Origin of the sequence: Leclercia sp. AS011 (assembly GCF_037152535.1) — a bacterium.
GTDB lineage: Bacteria > Pseudomonadota > Gammaproteobacteria > Enterobacterales > Enterobacteriaceae > Enterobacter.
In genome coordinates this window covers 154,739-171,408 of record NZ_JBBCMA010000003.1, presented here as the reverse complement: position 1 = coordinate 171,408, position 16,670 = coordinate 154,739, and the positions used below count along the sequence as shown (strand labels likewise).

Here is a 16,670-nt window from a genome sequence, read left to right as displayed (position 1 = left end):
GCAATTCAAATTGTGTAAGCGCGGTCACAGTTTCATACTAAGCGCGGTAAAATTTTGCTCTATTTTTTAAGGACTCACTATGTTTTCCGCAATGCGCCACCGTATCGCTATCCTGGCGCTCGGCGTTTGCTTTATCTTACCCGCGCAGGCTAACCCCCTCCCTTTGGGTGAGATCGCCGCGACGCAGGCGCGTCATATTGCGACCTTTTTCCCGGGCCGTATGACCGGCACCCCTGCCGAAATGCTCTCCGCTGATTATGTCCGCCAACAGTTCGCCGACATGGGTTACCAGAGCGATATCCGCACCTTCCAGAGCCGCTACATCTATACCTCACGCAATCAGAGCAAAAACTGGCACAACGTGACCGGCAGCACCGTGATTGCGGCCCATGAGGGTAAAGCGGCACAACAAATTATTATCCTGGCGCATCTGGATACCTACGCCCCGATGAGCGACAGCGATGCCGATAACAACCTCGGCGGTCTCACCTTACAGGGCATCGATGATAATGCCGCAGGGGTCGGGGTGATGCTGGAGCTGGCCGAGCAGCTGAAAAACATCCCCACCCAGTACAGCATCCGCTTCATTGCCACCAGCGGCGAAGAAGAGGGCCGCCTGGGTGCCGAGAACGTGCTTAACCGCATGAGCCCGGCCGAGAAGAAAAACACCCTGCTGGTGATCAATCTCGATAATCTCATCGTCGGCGATAAGCTCTATTTCAACAGCGGTAAAACCACCCCTGCCCCGGTGCGCAAATTGACCCGCGACCGCGCGCTGGCGATTGCCCGTACCCAGGGGATCTTTGCCGCCACCAACCCGGGCGGCAACGCCAATTACCCGAAAGGGACCGGATGCTGTAATGACGGCGAAATCTTCGATAAGGCCGGGATCCCGGTGCTCTATGTCGAGGCAACTAACTGGTCACTGGGTAAGAAAGACGGTTATCAGCAGCGGGCGAAATCGAAGGCCTTCCCGCAGGGAACGAGCTGGCATAACGTCAGGCTGGATAATCTGCAGTACATTGACGAGGCGCTGCCAAAGCGGATTGAACACCGCAGTCGGGACGTGGTGCGGGTGATGCTGCCGCTGGTGAAGGAGCTGGCGAAAGCAGGTAAGGCCTGAGATCATGCCCGGTGGCGGCTACGCCTTACCGGGCCTACAAAGGGCACGAACACCGGGCCCGGTTAGCGCAGCGCCACCGGGCACAAAAATTACCCTTCGTGCAACCCGCACTCGCGCTTGAGGCCAAAGAAACGGGTCTCTTCTTCCGCCATACCCGGCTCCCATTTGCGCGTGGTGTGGGTATCTCCCACTGACAGATAGCCCTGATCCCACAGCGGATGGTACTTCAGCCCGTGTTTTTGCAGGTACTGGTACACCGTCCGGTTATCCCAGTCGATAATCGGCAGCACCTTGAATACCCCGCGCTGGATCGCCAGCACCGGTAAGGACGCCCGGCTACCGGACTGATCCCGGCGCAGACCGGCAAACCAGGTTCTGGCATTGAGGTCGGACAGCGCCCGGTTCATCGGCTCGACTTTGTTGATGGCATTGTATTTCTCAATGCCCTCCACGCCCTGCTCCCACAGCTTGCCGTAGCGCGCCTCCTGCCAGGCCGCGCTTTCCGGCGCGCGGTAGACTTTCAGGTTCAGTTTGAGCTTGTCCGTCAGCTCATCGATAAACTGGTAGGTTTCCGGAAACAGGTAGCCGGTATCGGTGAGGATCACCGGGATGTCAGGACGGATCTGGTTCACCAGATGCAGGCTGACCGCCGCCTGAATACCAAAGCTCGACGACAGCACGTATTCACCCGGCAGATTTTCCAGCGCCCAGGCGACGCGGCCTTCGGCATCCAGCTTTTCCAGCTGAGCGTTGGTTTCCGCCAGCGCCAGAATGCGTTCGACTTTGGGGAGATCGTTAAGGGCGTTTAGATCGAGTTCGGACATAAAAACCTCATTTGCCTGTTTTGCCGGGCGGCACTGCGTTTGCCCGGCCTACAACTGATAAACGCGTGGGAGGTTACTCCCAGAAATCCCTTGCGGGATCGAGCACCGGGCGAATGATGCCCGCACGCACCGTAAAGTCGCCGAAGCCTTCACCCGCTTCGCGCTCTTTCGCCCAGCGCCCGACAAGCAGGTCCAGAGAGTCAAGAATCTCTGGTTCCGTAATGTTCTCGCGATACATACGCGGAATGCGGGTCCCGCTGCGATTTCCGCCCAGATGGACGTTGTAACGCCCCGGCGCTTTGCCCACCAGCCCCAGCTCCGCCAGCATCGCGCGGCCGCAGCCGTTCGGGCAGCCGGTGACGCGCATAACAATATGTTCGTCAGGAATGCCGTGTTTTTCCAGAATCGCTTCCACTTTGTCGGTGAACGACGGCAGGAAGCGTTCGGCTTCGGCCATCGCCAGCGGACAGGTCGGGAAGGAGACGCAGGCCATCGAGTTTTCACGCTGCGGTTTGACTGCCTCCATCAGGGCATGATCCCGCGCCAGCTTCTCGATCTTCGCCTTCTGGCTTTCCGGCACCCCGGCAATAATCAGGTTCTGGTTGGCGGTGATGCGGAACTCGCCCTTGTGAATCTTCGCAATTTCCAGCAGGCCGGTTTTCAGCGGACGGCCCGGATAGTCCAGGATACGGCCGTTCTCAATAAACAGCGTCAGGTGCCATTTATTGTCGATACCTTTTACCCAGCCGATGCGATCGCCGCGACCGGTGAATTCATACGGGCGGATCGGCTCAAACTTGATGCCTGCGCGACGCTCCACTTCCGCTTTGAAGGTCTCCACGCCCACGCGCTCCAGCGTGTATTTGGTCTTGGCGTTTTTACGGTCGGTACGGTTACCCCAGTCGCGCTGGGTGGTCACTACCGCTTCCGCCACCGCCAGGGTGTGCTCCAGCGGCAGATAGCCGAACTCGCTCGCGGTGCGGGCATAGGTGTTCTTGTTGCCGTGTTCGATAGAGAGACCGCCGCCCACCAGCAGGTTAAAGCCCACCAGCTTGCCGTTCTCGGCAATCGCCACGAAGTTCATGTCGTTGGCGTGCAGATCGATATCGTTCTGCGGCGGGATCACCACCGTAGTTTTAAACTTACGCGGCAGGTAGGTCTGGCCAAGGATCGGTTCTTCGTCCGTGGTGGCGACTTTTTCCTGATCGAGCCAGATCTCTGCATAAGCGCGGGTGCGCGGCAGCAGGTGCTCGGAGATCTTCTTCGCCCACTCGTAGGCTTCGGCGTGCAGCTCGGACTCGTACGGGTTCGAGGTGCAGAGCACGTTACGGTTCATGTCGTTGGCGGTCGCCAGCGCGTCCAGCCCGACGGAGTGCAGCATCTGGTGCACCGGCTTCACGTTCTTCTTCAGAATGCCGTGGAACTGGAAGGTCTGACGGTTGGTCAGACGGATGCTGCCGTAAATCGTGTTTTCACCCGCAAACTTGTCGATCGCCTGCCACTGTTTGGTGGTGATGATGCCACCCGGCAGACGGCAGCGCAGCAGCATCGCGTGACGCGGCTCCAGCTTCTGTTCAGCACGCTCGGCGCGGATATCGCGATCGTCCTGCTGGTACATGCCGTGGAAGCGGATCAGCAGGAAGTTGTCGCCTTTGAAACCGCCGGTGAGACCGTCATTTAAATCTTCGGCAATGGTGCCGCGCAGGTAGTTGCTCTCAACCTTCATGCGCTCGGCATCAGTCAGTTTGCCTTCGACCACCAGAGGGCCAGGATGTTTTTCGCTCATTAGTAGACATCTCGCTGATAACGGCGCTCGACGCGCAGCTCACTTAAAAATTCATCCGCCGATTCAGTATCCATGCCACCGAATTCAGCAATCACTTCCAGCAGTGCCTGCTCAACGTCTTTCGCCATGCGATTGGCGTCGCCGCAGACATAAATGTGGGCACCGTCATTGATCCAGCGCCACAGCTCTGCGCCCTGTTCGCGCAGTTTGTCTTGTACGTATATTTTTTGTTTTTGATCCCGGGACCAGGCCAGATCGATGCGGCTCAGCACCCCTTCTTTCACGTAGCGTTGCCACTCCACCTGGTAGAGGAAATCTTCGGTGAAGTGCGGGTTGCCGAAGAACAGCCAGTTTTTACCCGGCGCCTCGTCGGCGGCGCGCTGCTGCATAAAGGCGCGGAAGGGTGCAATACCGGTGCCCGGGCCAATCATGATCACTGGCGTTTCCGGGTTAGCCGGCAGACGGAAGTTGTCGTTGTGCTCGATAAAGACCCGCACCTCACCCTCTTCTTCCACGCGATCCGCCAGGAAGCTCGAGGCACCACCGGCACGGGCGCGACCTTCGATGTCGTAGCGCACCACGCCCACGGTAACGTGGACTTCAGTTTCCACCTCGGCCTGGGCGGAGGCGATAGAGTAGAGGCGCGGCGTCAGCGGACGCAGCAGGCCAATTAACGCGTCGGCATCCAGCTGTGCCGGGGCAAAACGCACCATATCCACGATTGGCGTGGTGGCGGCATACTGCTGCAGTTTGGCTTTGTCACCCACCAGCGGCAGCAGGGATTCGCTGCGGGTCAGGGTGGCGTAGTTTTCCACGATGTTCGCGGTGTTGACGGTCAGCTCGAAATGCCACTCCAGCGCTTCAGCGAGGGGCAACGTTTTGCCGTCTACGCTGACCGGCTCATCGCCCTTCAGCCACAGCAGCTCAACCAGCTCTTTCACCAGCGCCGGATCGTTCTGATACCAGACCCCAAGAGCATCACCTGGCTGGTAGCGCAGGCCGGAGTCGCCTAAATCGATTTCGATATGGCGGACGTCTTTTTCAGAATCACGACCGGTGATTTTCTGATTCACCGAGAGGCTCGCCGTCAGCGGGGCTTCTTTGGTGTATGGACTGGTGTGGATGTCGTTGACCACGCCAGCCGCGGTCACCGCCGCCTGCGCGGGGGTCTCTTTCGGCACGCGGGCTTTCAGCACATCGACAATGCGCGCGCGCCATTCGGCCGCCGCGGCCTGGTATTCGACGTCAGTATCCACGCGATCCAGCAGGCGCTCGCCGCCCAGTTCAGCCAGCTTGCTGTCAAAATCTTTGCCGGACTGGCAGAAGAATTCGTAGGAAGAGTCGCCGAGGCCGAAGACCGCAAAGGCGGTGCCCGTCAGTTTTGGCGCTTTCTTCGAGAACAGAAACTTATGCAGCGCCACCGCTTCTTCAGGCGGCTCACCTTCGCCCTGGGTCGAGGTCACCACGACAACCAGCTTCTCTGACGCGATTTGCTTAAATTTATAATCCCCGGCGTTCACCAGGTTCACGTTCAGTTTGGCCGCCAGCAGATCGTCCCGCAGCGCTTCCGCCACGCGACGGGCGTTGCCGGTCTGCGAAGCGGAGATAAGCGTAATTGCCGGGATCTCAACGGCCGCAGCCGGTGCACTCACTACAGCACCCGGCTGTTGATTGAGCATTCCCCAGAAATAACCGGAGACCCAGGCAAGCTGGGTAGGCGAAAAATCAGTGGTGGCTGCCTGCAGGCGTGCCAGTTGCTCCGGGTTCAGGGGAAGCAAATTTGAAGGTGGGGCCTGTGTTGTCATGCGTCGTTATGTTCCAGTAGCAAAGCTGAATTTTTATCTGAAAGACAGAACAGAGTGTAAGGTTAACGGCGCGGATCATAACAATTAAAGACGGGATGGAAATAATAAATAACCAAATGGACTAACCTGTTTTTACTATCGTTCTTAACGATAAAAACGATTAATTAACCTTTTGAAATATAATAATAAAAACGAGGTGAGTAACCACTTACAGCGTGACGGGGAGGAATGGCTGTTTTAGGTAATGATAAAAAAGGTGCTTTCCGGTATTATGCGGCGGTTTTTTCCGCATTTTTGAGAGTTCATGATGTCCACCACACTGTTTAAAGATTTCATCTTCGAAGCCGCCCACCATCTCCCTCACGTCCCGGAAGGCCATAAATGTGGTCGCCTGCACGGGCACTCCTTTATGGTGCGCCTTGAAATTACGGGTGAGGTCGATCCGCATACGGGCTGGATTATGGACTTCTCCGAACTGAAAGCGGCGTTTAAACCGACCTATAACCGCCTCGATCACTACTATCTGAATGATATTCCTGGACTGGAAAACCCGACCAGCGAAGTGCTGGCCAAATGGATCTGGAATGAGATGAAACCGCTGGTGCCACTGCTGAGCGCGGTGATGATCAAAGAGACCTGCACCGCAGGCTGTATCTATCGCGGAGAGTGATGCTTGCCGGGTGGCGGCTTCGCCTTACCCGGCCAACAAAAGCCTCGAACCCCAGGCCCGGTAAGCGCTAGCGCCACCGGGCTTTTTTTAGGCAATATTCAGGTACTTGTGCGTCTGCATCGACAGACGCCAGTTACGCGCAATGCAGGTTTCGATGCACAGACGGGTAGCGTCCTCTTTCTGACTGATCGGCTGCAGGGCAATTACCCGCTGTTTGTCGTCGGTCAGCGTCACGAGCAGCTCATCCAGCGCTTCGATATCGCGTACGCGTCCGACCGGGTGTTTGATCTCATCCGCCCGCTCCAGCGCCTGGGATAACACATCGTAACCGCCGCGCATGTTCACTTTTGGCGACACGGTGACCCAGGTGGTGTGAGAGCAGCGCACTTCGTGGGTGCCGCTGGTCTCAATCTGGCAGCTGTAGCCGTTTTTTTCGAGCAGCGAGGTCAGCGGGATCAGGTCATGGATGCAGGGCTCGCCGCCGGTGATCACCACGTGGCGCGCGGTCCAGCCCTGACGGCCAATAATCGCCAGCAGATCTTCCGGGTTTGCCGCGCCCCATTTGTCGCTCTCTTTGGTTTTCGCCAGGATGCTAAACAGCGACACTTCCCGATCCGCAAGCTTATCCCAGGTATGTTTGGTGTCGCACCAGGCACAGCCAACCGGGCATCCCTGCAAACGGATAAAGATAGCGGGAACGCCGGTGAAGTAACCCTCGCCTTGCAGGGTCTGGAACATCTCGTTAATCGGGTACTGCATAGTCATCTCAAAGAAGGGGATAAACGTTAAGTATCGCAGATCCCCGGCTCAGGATCATGCCCGATCGGTGCTCTGTGCCTCCATTGCGCCAACAAATCGCGCGGTAATCTGCTGCGGACGGGTGATCGCACCGCCAACCACCACCGTATACGCGCCTGACTCAAGGCAGCGGGCAGCCAGTTCCGGCGTTTCGACATTGCCCTCGGCCACCACCGGAATAGTGACGGCTGCGACAACCTCGCGCAGAAATTCACACTCCCGCTCTTTCAGCTTATGGCCTGCGGTATCGGCGGTGTAGCCGTAAAGCGTGGTGCCGACGCAGTCAAAACCCAGCGCCTGGGCGGTTTTCGCCTCCTCCACCGTGGCGATATCCGCCATCAGCAGCTGGGACGGGTATTGCGCCCGGATCGCTGCCATCAGTCCGGCGAGCGTCTGGCCGCCGGGACGCGGACGCGCGGTGGCATCAAGGGCGATAATGTCCGGTTTGACTGCCATCAGCTCATCCACCTCCCGCAGTGTGGCGGTAATAAATACCTCGCTGTCGGGATAGTCGCGCTTGATGATGCCGATCACCGGCAGCGAAACCTGTTCCCTGATGGCCGCGATGTCCACGACGCTGTTGGCGCGGATGGCCACCGCCCCGCCCTGTGCGGCTGCCAGCGCCATGCGCGCCATAATAAACGGGCTGTGCAGAGGCTCGTTATCCAGCGCCTGGCACGAGACGATCAGTTTACCTTTCAGAATTTCCAGTACATTTTTCATTACGATAAGATCTCTTCAACTTCATTTTTGATAATAGTGACGTGCGGACCATAGATAACCTGTACGCCATTGCCCCGCAGGATCACCCCGCGCGCACCGGTCGCTTTCAGCATGGCTTCGTTCACTTTTCCGCCCTCTTTCACCGTCACGCGTAACCGTGTGGCGCAGCAGTCCACTTCGACCAGGTTTTCTCTGCCGCCCAGACCTTCAATAATCGCCTGCGCCCGTTCGCTTTGAGGAAGTGCGGTTTCCGCCACGGCCTCTTTCTCCCGGCCCGGGGTCGCAAAATCGAAACGGTTAATCAGGAAGCGGAAGGTGAAGTAGTAAAGGAAGAACCACGGGACCCCAACCAGCGGCACGTACAGCCAGTGGGTTTTGGCTTCGCCCTGCAGAATGCCGAACAGCACGAAATCGATAAAACCGCCCGAGAAGGTCTGTCCTATGGTGATGTGCAGAATGTGGGCGAGCATAAAGGCCAGCCCGTCGAACAGCGCGTGGATGACGTACAGCACCGGGGCGATAAACAGGAAGGAGAACTCGATCGGCTCGGTGATCCCGGTCAGGAAAGAGGTCAGCGCCGCCGAAAAGAGCAGCCCCGCCACCCGCTTTTTATTTTCAGGTTTTGCCGTGTGATACATCGCCAGACAGGCACCAAGCAGGCCAAACATCATGGTGATAAAGCGTCCGGACATAAAGCGCGAGGTGCCGGCATAGAACTGCTGGGTATTCGGGTCGGCGAGCTGAGCAAAGAAGATGCGCTGCGTACCTTCAACCAGCTGACCGTTAACGATCTCGCTGCCGCCGAGCGCGGTGGTCCAGAAGGGCAGATAGAAAATGTGGTGCAGGCCAAACGGGCCGAGCATACGCAGGATAAAGCCGTACAGGAAGGTGCCCAGATAACCGGTCGCATCGACCAGACCGCCGAGGCCGAAGATCAGCTTCTGAAAGTGCGGCCAGACGACGGTCATGACGGCCCCCACCAGTATCGCCGCCAGCGAACTGATAATAGGCACAAAGCGTGACCCGCCAAAGAAACCGAGAAATTGCGGCAGGGCAATCTTGTTAAACCGGTGATGCAGCGTACAGGTCACCAGCCCGATCACCACCCCGCCAAAGACGCCAGTTTCCAGAGTCTGAATGCCCAGCGTCATCCCCTGCCCCACCGCGCCGGGATTCTCCTGCGCCAGGGTGCCGTTCAGGATCAGCAGCGCATTGATGGTGGCATTCATTACCAGGAACGCCAGCAGTGCCGCCAGGCCTGCGGTACCCTTATCGGTTTTCGCCAGCCCAACGGCCACCCCCACGGCAAAGAGCACCGACAGATTGGCAAAAACAATCGAACCGGCACTGCTCATGATGGTGAATATCGCCTGGAGCCAGCCCACATCCAGGAAAGGGTAAGCCGCGAGCGTGTTGGGGTTCGACAGCGCACCGCCAATGCCCAGCAGCAGACCCGCGGCAGGCAGCACGGCAATAGGTAACATAAAGGATTTGCCGAAGCGCTGGGCTTTTTCAAACCAGGCACCCGACGAGGCGCCGCTGAACATTTGCATCATATTTTCACTCCCGGATTATTTGATGAAAATTTTTACCATATAAATACAGTAAAGTGAAAATTATCACCAATAACCTGGAGAGCGATCATACTTTTTTAAAATGTCTGGCGTCCCGCACCCGCTTTCCGCCACACTAGCTTCAGAAAAACGCATTAAGGATTTTGCATGTCAGAAAATGAAAATCTGCTGCTGAGGCTGCGACAGGGCGTCTCTGGCTACAGTCCGACCCAACAAAAACTGGGCGAGTTCGTCTTAAGCGATCCGGCAAAAGTGCTCTACTACACCATTACCGAACTGGCGCGCGAGAGCGAAACCAGCGAGGCCAGCGTGACCAGGCTGTGCCGCACGCTGGGTTGCAAGGGCTATACCGAGTTTAAGATGGCGCTGGCGCTGGACGTTCAGCGTGACCAGACGCCGGTTGCGCAGGGCGATCGGGTGGATGAGGTCGTGGAGGAGTCCGTTCTGGCGCTGCGGGATACCGCCCGGCTGCTGGACAGGGAGATGCTGTTACAGGCCGCCCAGGCGCTGCACCAGGCGCGGTCGGTCTCTATCTACGGCGTGGCGGCAAGCGCCATCGTGGGCGACTATCTGCACTATAAACTGTTGCGTCTGGGTAAACCTGCGCAGCTGTTAAGCGACATGCACCGCGCCTCGATGAGCGCAACCACGCTGGGTAAAGAGGATCTGGTGGTGGCGATTTCGAGTTCAGGCTCTACCCGCGATCTGTTGCACGTGGTGAAACTGGCGCGTAAACGCGGAGCGCGCGTGCTGGCGCTCAGCAATACGCCGCGCAGCCCGCTGGCTTCCATCAGCGATATGCAGCTGGTTGCAGCAAAACCCGAAGGCCCGCTCAGCGCCGGGGCGCTGAATGCCAAGGTGGGAGTGATGCTGTTGGTGGAGCTGCTTGCCACAACGCTCATCTCGCTTGACGACCGCTACGGTGACGCCAGCCAGCAAACCGCCAGCGCTACCCTGCCCCTGCTGCTGTAACGCAGGCATAAAAAAACCCGCCGAAGCGGGTTTTTTCTAAAGATTAAGGTTCAGAATTACTGACCTTTGATCTCTTTACGGCCGTTGTATGGTGCTTTTTCGCCCAGCGCTTCTTCGATACGAATCAGCTGGTTGTATTTAGCAACACGGTCAGAACGGCTCATAGAACCAGTTTTGATCTGGCCAGCAGCGGTACCAACAGCCAGGTCAGCGATGGTCGCGTCTTCAGTTTCGCCTGAACGGTGAGAGATAACGGCAGTGTAGCCAGCGTCTTTCGCCATTTTGATCGCAGCCAGAGTTTCGGTCAGAGAACCGATCTGGTTGAATTTGATCAGGATGGAGTTAACGATGCCTTTCTCGATACCTTCTTTCAGGATCTTGGTGTTGGTTACGAACAGATCGTCACCAACCAGCTGGATTTTGTCGCCCAGAACTTTAGTCTGGTATGCGAAACCATCCCAGTCAGATTCGTCCAGACCGTCTTCGATAGAGACGATTGGGTACTGTTTGGTCAGGTCTTCCAGGAAGTGAGTGAACTCTTCGGAGGTGAAGGCTTTGTTGCCTTCGCCAGCCAGAACGTATTTACCGTCTTTGTAGAATTCAGATGCTGCACAGTCCATCGCCAGGGTGATGTCGGTGCCCAGCTCGTAGCCAGCTGCTTTAACCGCTTCAGCGATAACAGCCAGTGCTTCGGCGTTGGAGCCCAGGTTTGGCGCATAGCCACCTTCGTCACCAACTGCAGTGTTCATACCTTTAGCTTTCAGAACTTTAGCCAGGTTGTGGAACACTTCAGAACCCATACGTACCGCTTCTTTCAGGGTTTTCGCGCCAACTGGCTGAATCATGAATTCCTGAATATCAACGTTGTTGTCTGCGTGCTCGCCGCCGTTGATGATGTTCATCATCGGAACAGGCATAGAGTATTTGCCTGGAGTACCGTTCAGTTCAGCGATGTGTTCGAACAGTGGCTGACCTTTAGAAGCAGCTGCCGCTTTGGCGTTTGCCAGGGAAACCGCCAGGATTGCGTTCGCACCGAAGTTAGATTTGTTTTCAGTACCGTCCAGATCGATCATGATTTTATCGATGCCAGCCTGGTCTTTGGCGTCTTTGCCAAGGATTGCCTGTGCAATTGGGCCGTTAACCGCGCCAACAGCTTTGGTTACGCCTTTGCCCAGGAAACGGGATTTGTCGCCATCGCGCAGTTCCAGCGCTTCGCGGGAACCAGTAGATGCACCTGACGGCGCAGCTGCCATACCGACGAAACCACCTTCCAGGTGTACTTCGGCTTCAACAGTCGGGTTACCACGGGAGTCGATGATTTCACGACCGATGACTTTAACGATTTTGGACATTAGATTTTCCTCAGTACAAGTTAAACTAAAACTCCAGACAAACAGCGCGTACCTTTGTACGCGCTGCCGTTCTAACTTTTCTTACTTCGCCTGACGCTTCTGGAACTCATTGGCGGCTTTCACAAAGCCAGCAAACAGCGGGTGTCCATCACGCGGCGTAGAAGTAAATTCCGGGTGGAACTGACAGGCGACGAACCATGGGTGGTTCGGCACTTCGATGATCTCGACCAACTGATCATCCCCGGAGCGTCCCGCAATACGCAGGCCCGCAGCTTCAATTTGTTTCAACAGCAGGTTGTTGACTTCGTAACGGTGACGATGGCGTTCAGTGATTGTCGGCGCACCGTACATCTGGCGTACCAGACTATCGTCGGAAAGCTGACAGGCCTGAGAACCCAGACGCATCGTGCCACCCAGATCGCTCTTCTCGGTACGGACTTCGACGTTACCTTCTTCGTCGCGCCATTCGGTAATAAGCGCCACAACAGGGTACTTACAGTCTGGCACAAATTCCGTAGAGTTCGCGTTTTCCATCCCCACAACGTTGCGGGCAAATTCAATCAGCGCAACCTGCATACCCAGGCAAATGCCGAGGTAAGGAATATTGTTTTCACGCGCATAGCGTGCGGTAGCGATCTTGCCTTCAACGCCACGGTAGCCGAAGCCGCCAGGGATGAGAATAGCATCCAGATCTTTCAGAATTTCGACACCGCGGGTTTCAACATCCTGCGAATCAATCAGCTTGATGTTGACGGTTACGCGGTTCTTCAGGCCACCGTGTTTCAGCGCTTCGATCACTGACTTATAGGCGTCCGGCAGTTCAATGTACTTGCCGACCATACCGATAGTCACTTCGCCTGCCGGGTTCGCTTCTTCATAAATAACCTGTTCCCATTCAGACAGGTTAGCTTCCGGACAGTTCAAGCTGAATCGTTTACAAATATAATCGTCCAGGCCCTGTGATTTCAACAGGCCCGGGATTTTATAAATGGAATCGACATCTTTCATTGAAATAACGGCTTTTTCTGGCACGTTACAGAACAATGCAATTTTCGCGCGTTCATTGGCCGGAACGGCACGATCTGAACGGCAAACCAGGATGTCAGGCTGAATACCGATGGAGAGCAGCTCTTTCACCGAGTGCTGGGTCGGCTTGGTTTTCACTTCACCTGCGGCAGCCATGTACGGCACCAGGGTCAGGTGCATGAACAGCGCGTGTTCACGACCGATATCCACCGCCAGCTGGCGAATCGCTTCAAGGAACGGCAGGGATTCGATATCACCGACGGTACCGCCGATTTCGACCAGCACCACGTCGTGGCCTTCGCCACCGGCAATGATGCGCTCTTTAATGGCGTTGGTGATGTGCGGGATAACCTGTACGGTTGCGCCCAGATAGTCGCCACGGCGCTCTTTGCGCAGAACGTCGGAGTAGATACGGCCAGTCGTGAAGTTGTTACGACGGGTCATTTTGGTGCGAATGAAGCGCTCGTAGTGACCCAGGTCCAGATCGGTTTCAGCGCCGTCTTCAGTAACGAACACTTCCCCGTGTTGGATCGGGCTCATGGTACCTGGATCGACGTTGATGTACGGATCCAGCTTCATCATGGTCACATTGAGGCCACGGGCTTCAAGAATGGCTGCGAGGGAGGCTGCGGCAATGCCTTTACCCAGAGAGGATACAACCCCGCCGGTCACAAAAATATAGTTCGTTGTCATGCTGAACCTGAGAAGTTAGGGTGAAACGATGGAATAACCAGGACGGGAAAGTAGTATACCCGAACACGGCGAGCGCCACAAACTTTCATTCTCCGTCTCCTGTCTCAGGCTTTGACTCATATTGGGAGTGAGAAAATAGCCCCTTTTGGGTAAATGTTTTTGACGCAAATCAAGCGCTTGTCATTTAAAAAATCACACAAATTGCGCTTGATCGCAAAAACCCGTTAGAGATCAGATTCCTGGCGTTTTACTTCCTGCCACACTTCTTCCATCGCCTCGAGGTCAACACCGGTCATTTCCAGGCCGCGGGCCGCGATAATGCGCTCCACTTCCCGGAAGCGGCGTTCGAATTTGAGGTTGGCTTTTTGCAGCGCCACTTCGGCTTTTACCCCTAAATGACGTGAAAGGTTGACCGTCGCAAACAGCAGATCGCCCATCTCCTCTTCGACCTTCTCCTGGTCCACAACCGCCTGTTGCGCTTCGTGCATCACTTCGTCGATCTCTTCGTGCACTTTGTCGAGCACCGGGCCTAAAGAGGTCCAGTCAAACCCGACCGTTGAGCAGCGTTTCTGGATCTTGTGCGCACGCATCAGCGCCGGCAGGCTTAGCGGGATGTCGTCCAGCGCCGAATGTTGCGATTTTTCAGCCCGTTCCGCGCTTTTGATCTGCTCCCAGCGGGTCAGCACGTCGGCGCTGTTTTCAGCGGTGGCATCGCCAAAAATATGCGGGTGGCGACGCTCCAGCTTGTCGCTGATGGCGGCGCAGATATCGTTGAAATTAAAGCGCCCCTCTTCATGGGCCATCTGGGCGTAGAACACCACCTGGAACAGCAGGTCGCCCAGTTCGCCGCGCAGATCGTCAAAATCTTCCCGGGAGATGGCGTCAAGCACTTCGTAGGTCTCTTCCAGCGTGTAGGGGGCGATGGTGGCGAAAGTCTGCTCTTTGTCCCACGGACAGCCGGTTTCCGGGTCGCGCAGACGTTGCATGATGCCGAGCAGGCGGTCGATTTGAGTCATAGTTCGGTCCTGATAAAAAAAATGCCGGGCGGCGGCTTCGCCTTACCCGGCTTACAAAGAGAGTGCATTAACCGCCGTGCAGACGGCGAGCGTCGATGACATCCGGAACCTGGTTCAGCTTGCCGAGCACCCGGCCCAGCACCTGCAGGTTATAGATTTCGATGGTCATATCGATGGTGGCGAGCTGCTGACGGGTATCGCTGCGGCTGGCAACGCCCAGCACGTTCACCTTCTCGTTCGCCAGAATGGTGGTGATGTCGCGCAGCAGGCCGCTGCGATCGTTGGCCGAGACCCGCACCACCAGCGAATAGCCGGCGGAGTAGCTCTCGCCCCACACCGCATCGACGATGCGTTCCGGCGCGTGGGACTGTAAATCGTCCAGCTGATCGCAGTCCGCGCGGTGGATAGAGATCCCGCGCCCCTGGGTGATAAAGCCGACGATCTCGTCCCCGGGAATAGGCTGGCAGCAGCGGGCAATGTGGTGCATCAGATTGCCGACGCCTTCCACCACCACCCTGCCGTTGTCTTTCTCTTTACTGCGGTGCTGCGGTGCGTAGCTCTTCTGCTGCAGCTGCTTCAGCGCCGCCGCATCCTGCTCTGCCGCGCTCGGTTTGTTGAACTGCGCCTGCAGGAAATTGACCATCTGGTTGAGGCGAATATCCCCGCCGCCAATCGCAGCCAGCAGCTCATCCAGCTCGTTGAAGTTGTAGCGCGGCAGCAGCTGTTTTTCCGCCTCTTTCAGGTGGATGCCCAGATGCTCCAGCTCGTCGTCGAGGATCTGACGCCCGGCAAGGATGTTCTTGTCACGATCCTGCTTGCGGAACCAGGCGTGAATTTTAGAGCGCCCGCGGCTGGTGGTGACATAACCCAGGTTCGGGTTAAGCCAGTCGCGGCTCGGGTTTGGCTGCTTCTGGGTGATGATTTCAATCTGGTCGCCCATCTGCAGCTGATAGGTGAAGGGCACGATACGTCCGCCGATTTTAGCGCCGATGCAGCGGTGCCCCACGTCGCTGTGGATGTGGTAGGCGAAGTCGAGCGGCGTTGAGCCTGCCGGCAGGTCAACCACGTCGCCTTTTGGCGTAAAGACGTAGACCCGATCGTCAAAGACCTGGCTGCGCACTTCGTCGAGCATCTCGCCGGAGTCGGCCATCTCTTCCTGCCACGCAATCAGCTTACGCAGCCAGGCGATGCGGTCTTCGTGACCGGAGCGCGCCCCGCCTAAGGTGCCCTCTTTATACTTCCAGTGGGCGGCAACGCCGAGCTCGGACTCTTCGTGCATCTGTTTGGTGCGGATCTGGATCTCCACCGGTTTACCGCCCGGCCCCAGCACCACGGTATGGATCGACTGGTAGCCGTTCGGTTTCGGGTTGGCGACGTAGTCGTCAAACTCATCCGGCATATGGCGGAAGTGGGTATGAACAATCCCCAGGGCGGCGTAGCAGTCCTGCAAACGCTCGGCAACGATGCGCACGGCGCGTACGTCGAACAGCTCATCGAAGGCAAGATGCTTTTTCTGCATTTTGCGCCAGATGCTGTAGATGTGCTTCGGCCGGCCATAAACTTCGGCCTTTACGCCCTCTTCTTTCATGGACTGACGTAAGCCGCTGACAAACTCTTCGATATAGTGTTCTCGATCGATACGACGTTCGTGCAGCAGTTTAGCAATGCGTTTGTATTCCGCCGGGTGCAGGTAGCGGAAGCAGTAATCCTCCAGCTCCCATTTCAGCTGCCCGATGCCCAGACGGTTGGCCAGCGGAGCATAGATATTGGTGCACTCTTTCGCCGCCAGCACGCGCTCGTCTTCCGGCGCGTCCTTCACTTCCCGCAGATGGGCAACGCGTTCGGCAAGCTTAATCACCACGCAGCGGAAATCATCCACCATCGCCAGCAGCATACGCCGGACGTTATCCACCTGTTCAGAAGAGACGGAGTCGGTGTGGGTCGCTTTCAGTTGGCGGATGGCCGCCATGTCGCGCACGCCGTGGATCAGCGAGACGATTGATGCTCCGACGCTTTCGCGCAGCACCTCTTCAGAGACCACCTCGGCGTCAGCCAGCGGGAACAGCATCGCGGCGAGCAGCGTATCGATGTCCATGCTCAGCATGGAGAGGATCTCTACCATCTCCACGCCGCGCCACAGCAGCAGCTCGGCGTCGGGGTGCCCCTTGGTGGTGCGCAGACAATAAGCCCAGGTTTCGGTTAAGCGTTCACACGACTGCTGGCTGGCAATCCCCAGACTTGCGATCCATTTTTGTGGGTCAAACTCACCAGCTTTATTGAGATGTGCACTTCTTACCGCAACCATTGT

At 56.9% G+C, this 16,670-nt stretch carries 13 protein-coding genes; 3 read left to right on the top strand and 10 right to left on the bottom strand.

Going from position 1 to position 16,670, the window contains the following annotated elements; all coding sequences use genetic code 11:
- Positions 1–79: 79 nt before the first annotated feature.
- Positions 80–1,123: an aminopeptidase gene (locus WFO70_RS15365; protein WP_337017239.1), complete on the top strand. Its 1,044-nt coding sequence runs from the start codon at positions 80–82 to the stop codon at positions 1,121–1,123.
- A gap of 89 nt (positions 1,124–1,212) precedes the next feature.
- On the opposite strand, the gene cysH is transcribed toward WFO70_RS15365, so the two are convergent.
- The 3 genes from cysH to cysJ form a co-directional block, all read right to left on the bottom strand.
- Positions 1,213–1,947 (bottom strand): phosphoadenosine phosphosulfate reductase, encoded by a 735-nt coding sequence (gene cysH / locus WFO70_RS15360; RefSeq protein WP_337017238.1) that lies wholly within the window; start codon positions 1,945–1,947, stop codon positions 1,213–1,215.
- Between the two features lie 73 nt (positions 1,948–2,020).
- On the bottom strand, positions 2,021–3,733 hold the full coding sequence (gene cysI, locus WFO70_RS15355; protein WP_337017236.1) for an assimilatory sulfite reductase (NADPH) hemoprotein subunit: 1,713 nt from the start codon (positions 3,731–3,733) through the stop codon (positions 2,021–2,023).
- Positions 3,733–5,538 carry an NADPH-dependent assimilatory sulfite reductase flavoprotein subunit gene (cysJ, locus tag WFO70_RS15350; protein ID WP_337017234.1) on the bottom strand — a complete coding sequence of 602 codons (1,806 nt, stop codon included), beginning with the start codon at positions 5,536–5,538 and terminating at the stop codon, positions 3,733–3,735. Before cysJ ends, cysI begins: the two co-directional genes overlap by 1 nt.
- 304 nt (positions 5,539–5,842) lie before the next feature.
- Between cysJ and queD the strand changes: the two genes are divergently transcribed.
- Positions 5,843–6,208, top strand: a complete 366-nt coding sequence (queD, locus tag WFO70_RS15345; protein WP_333854482.1) for a 6-carboxytetrahydropterin synthase QueD — start codon at positions 5,843–5,845, stop codon at positions 6,206–6,208.
- An 87-nt stretch (positions 6,209–6,295) separates the two neighbouring features.
- Here queD and queE read toward each other — a convergent pair whose 3' ends face one another.
- The 3 genes from queE to WFO70_RS15330 are packed head-to-tail and all read right to left on the bottom strand — an operon-like array spanning position 6,296 to position 9,285.
- Positions 6,296–6,967, bottom strand: a complete 672-nt coding sequence (gene queE / locus WFO70_RS15340) for a 7-carboxy-7-deazaguanine synthase QueE (RefSeq protein ID WP_337017230.1) — start codon at positions 6,965–6,967, stop codon at positions 6,296–6,298.
- A 54-nt stretch (positions 6,968–7,021) separates the two neighbouring features.
- On the bottom strand, positions 7,022–7,729 hold the full coding sequence (locus tag WFO70_RS15335; RefSeq protein WP_337017228.1) for an N-acetylmannosamine-6-phosphate 2-epimerase: 708 nt from the start codon (positions 7,727–7,729) through the stop codon (positions 7,022–7,024).
- On the bottom strand, positions 7,729–9,285 hold the full coding sequence (locus WFO70_RS15330; protein ID WP_337017226.1) for a PTS transporter subunit EIIC: 1,557 nt from the start codon (positions 9,283–9,285) through the stop codon (positions 7,729–7,731). The genes WFO70_RS15335 and WFO70_RS15330 overlap by 1 nt, the downstream gene beginning before the upstream one ends.
- A gap of 165 nt (positions 9,286–9,450) precedes the next feature.
- Between WFO70_RS15330 and WFO70_RS15325 the strand changes: the two genes are divergently transcribed.
- Entirely contained in the window at positions 9,451–10,275 is an 825-nt protein-coding gene (locus tag WFO70_RS15325) for a MurR/RpiR family transcriptional regulator (protein ID WP_337017224.1), read from the top strand.
- A 56-nt stretch (positions 10,276–10,331) separates the two neighbouring features.
- Here the strand turns inward: WFO70_RS15325 and eno are convergent, their stop codons facing one another.
- The 4 genes from eno to relA all read right to left on the bottom strand — a co-directional run bounded on the left by eno (position 10,332) and on the right by relA (position 16,667).
- Positions 10,332–11,627, bottom strand: coding sequence for a phosphopyruvate hydratase (gene eno, locus WFO70_RS15320; RefSeq protein WP_032613680.1), 1,296 nt, complete (start codon positions 11,625–11,627; stop codon positions 10,332–10,334).
- Between the two features lie 81 nt (positions 11,628–11,708).
- Complete coding sequence (gene pyrG, locus WFO70_RS15315; RefSeq protein ID WP_032613682.1) at positions 11,709–13,346, bottom strand: glutamine hydrolyzing CTP synthase; 1,638 nt, start codon at positions 13,344–13,346, stop codon at positions 11,709–11,711.
- Positions 13,347–13,570: 224 nt separating this feature from the next.
- Positions 13,571–14,362 carry a nucleoside triphosphate pyrophosphohydrolase gene (gene mazG / locus WFO70_RS15310; RefSeq protein ID WP_337017222.1) on the bottom strand — a complete coding sequence of 264 codons (792 nt, stop codon included), beginning with the start codon at positions 14,360–14,362 and terminating at the stop codon, positions 13,571–13,573.
- Between the two features lie 67 nt (positions 14,363–14,429).
- Positions 14,430–16,667 (bottom strand): GTP diphosphokinase, encoded by a 2,238-nt coding sequence (relA, locus tag WFO70_RS15305; RefSeq protein WP_337017220.1) that lies wholly within the window; start codon positions 16,665–16,667, stop codon positions 14,430–14,432.
- Positions 16,668–16,670 lie beyond the last annotated feature (3 nt).

Excerpts from the sequence above, each read along its gene's own strand:
- WFO70_RS15330 (WP_337017226.1), bottom strand. The coding sequence starts at position 9,285 with ATGATGCAAATGTTCAGCGGCGCCTCGTCGGGTGCCTGGTTTGAAAAA.
- WFO70_RS15325 (WP_337017224.1), top strand. The coding sequence starts at position 9,451 with ATGTCAGAAAATGAAAATCTGCTGCTGAGGCTGCGACAGGGCGTCTCT.
- WFO70_RS15335 (WP_337017228.1), bottom strand. The coding sequence starts at position 7,729 with ATGAAAAATGTACTGGAAATTCTGAAAGGTAAACTGATCGTCTCGTGC.
- queE (WP_337017230.1), bottom strand. The coding sequence starts at position 6,967 with ATGCAGTACCCGATTAACGAGATGTTCCAGACCCTGCAAGGCGAGGGT.
- cysJ (WP_337017234.1), bottom strand. The coding sequence starts at position 5,538 with ATGACAACACAGGCCCCACCTTCAAATTTGCTTCCCCTGAACCCGGAG.
- cysI (WP_337017236.1), bottom strand. The coding sequence starts at position 3,733 with ATGAGCGAAAAACATCCTGGCCCTCTGGTGGTCGAAGGCAAACTGACT.
- pyrG (WP_032613682.1), bottom strand. The coding sequence starts at position 13,346 with ATGACAACGAACTATATTTTTGTGACCGGCGGGGTTGTATCCTCTCTG.
- queD (WP_333854482.1), top strand. The coding sequence starts at position 5,843 with ATGATGTCCACCACACTGTTTAAAGATTTCATCTTCGAAGCCGCCCAC.
- cysH (WP_337017238.1), bottom strand. The coding sequence starts at position 1,947 with ATGTCCGAACTCGATCTAAACGCCCTTAACGATCTCCCCAAAGTCGAA.
- relA (WP_337017220.1), bottom strand. The coding sequence starts at position 16,667 with ATGGTTGCGGTAAGAAGTGCACATCTCAATAAAGCTGGTGAGTTTGAC.
- mazG (WP_337017222.1), bottom strand. The coding sequence starts at position 14,362 with ATGACTCAAATCGACCGCCTGCTCGGCATCATGCAACGTCTGCGCGAC.
- WFO70_RS15365 (WP_337017239.1), top strand. The coding sequence starts at position 80 with ATGTTTTCCGCAATGCGCCACCGTATCGCTATCCTGGCGCTCGGCGTT.
- eno (WP_032613680.1), bottom strand. The coding sequence starts at position 11,627 with ATGTCCAAAATCGTTAAAGTCATCGGTCGTGAAATCATCGACTCCCGT.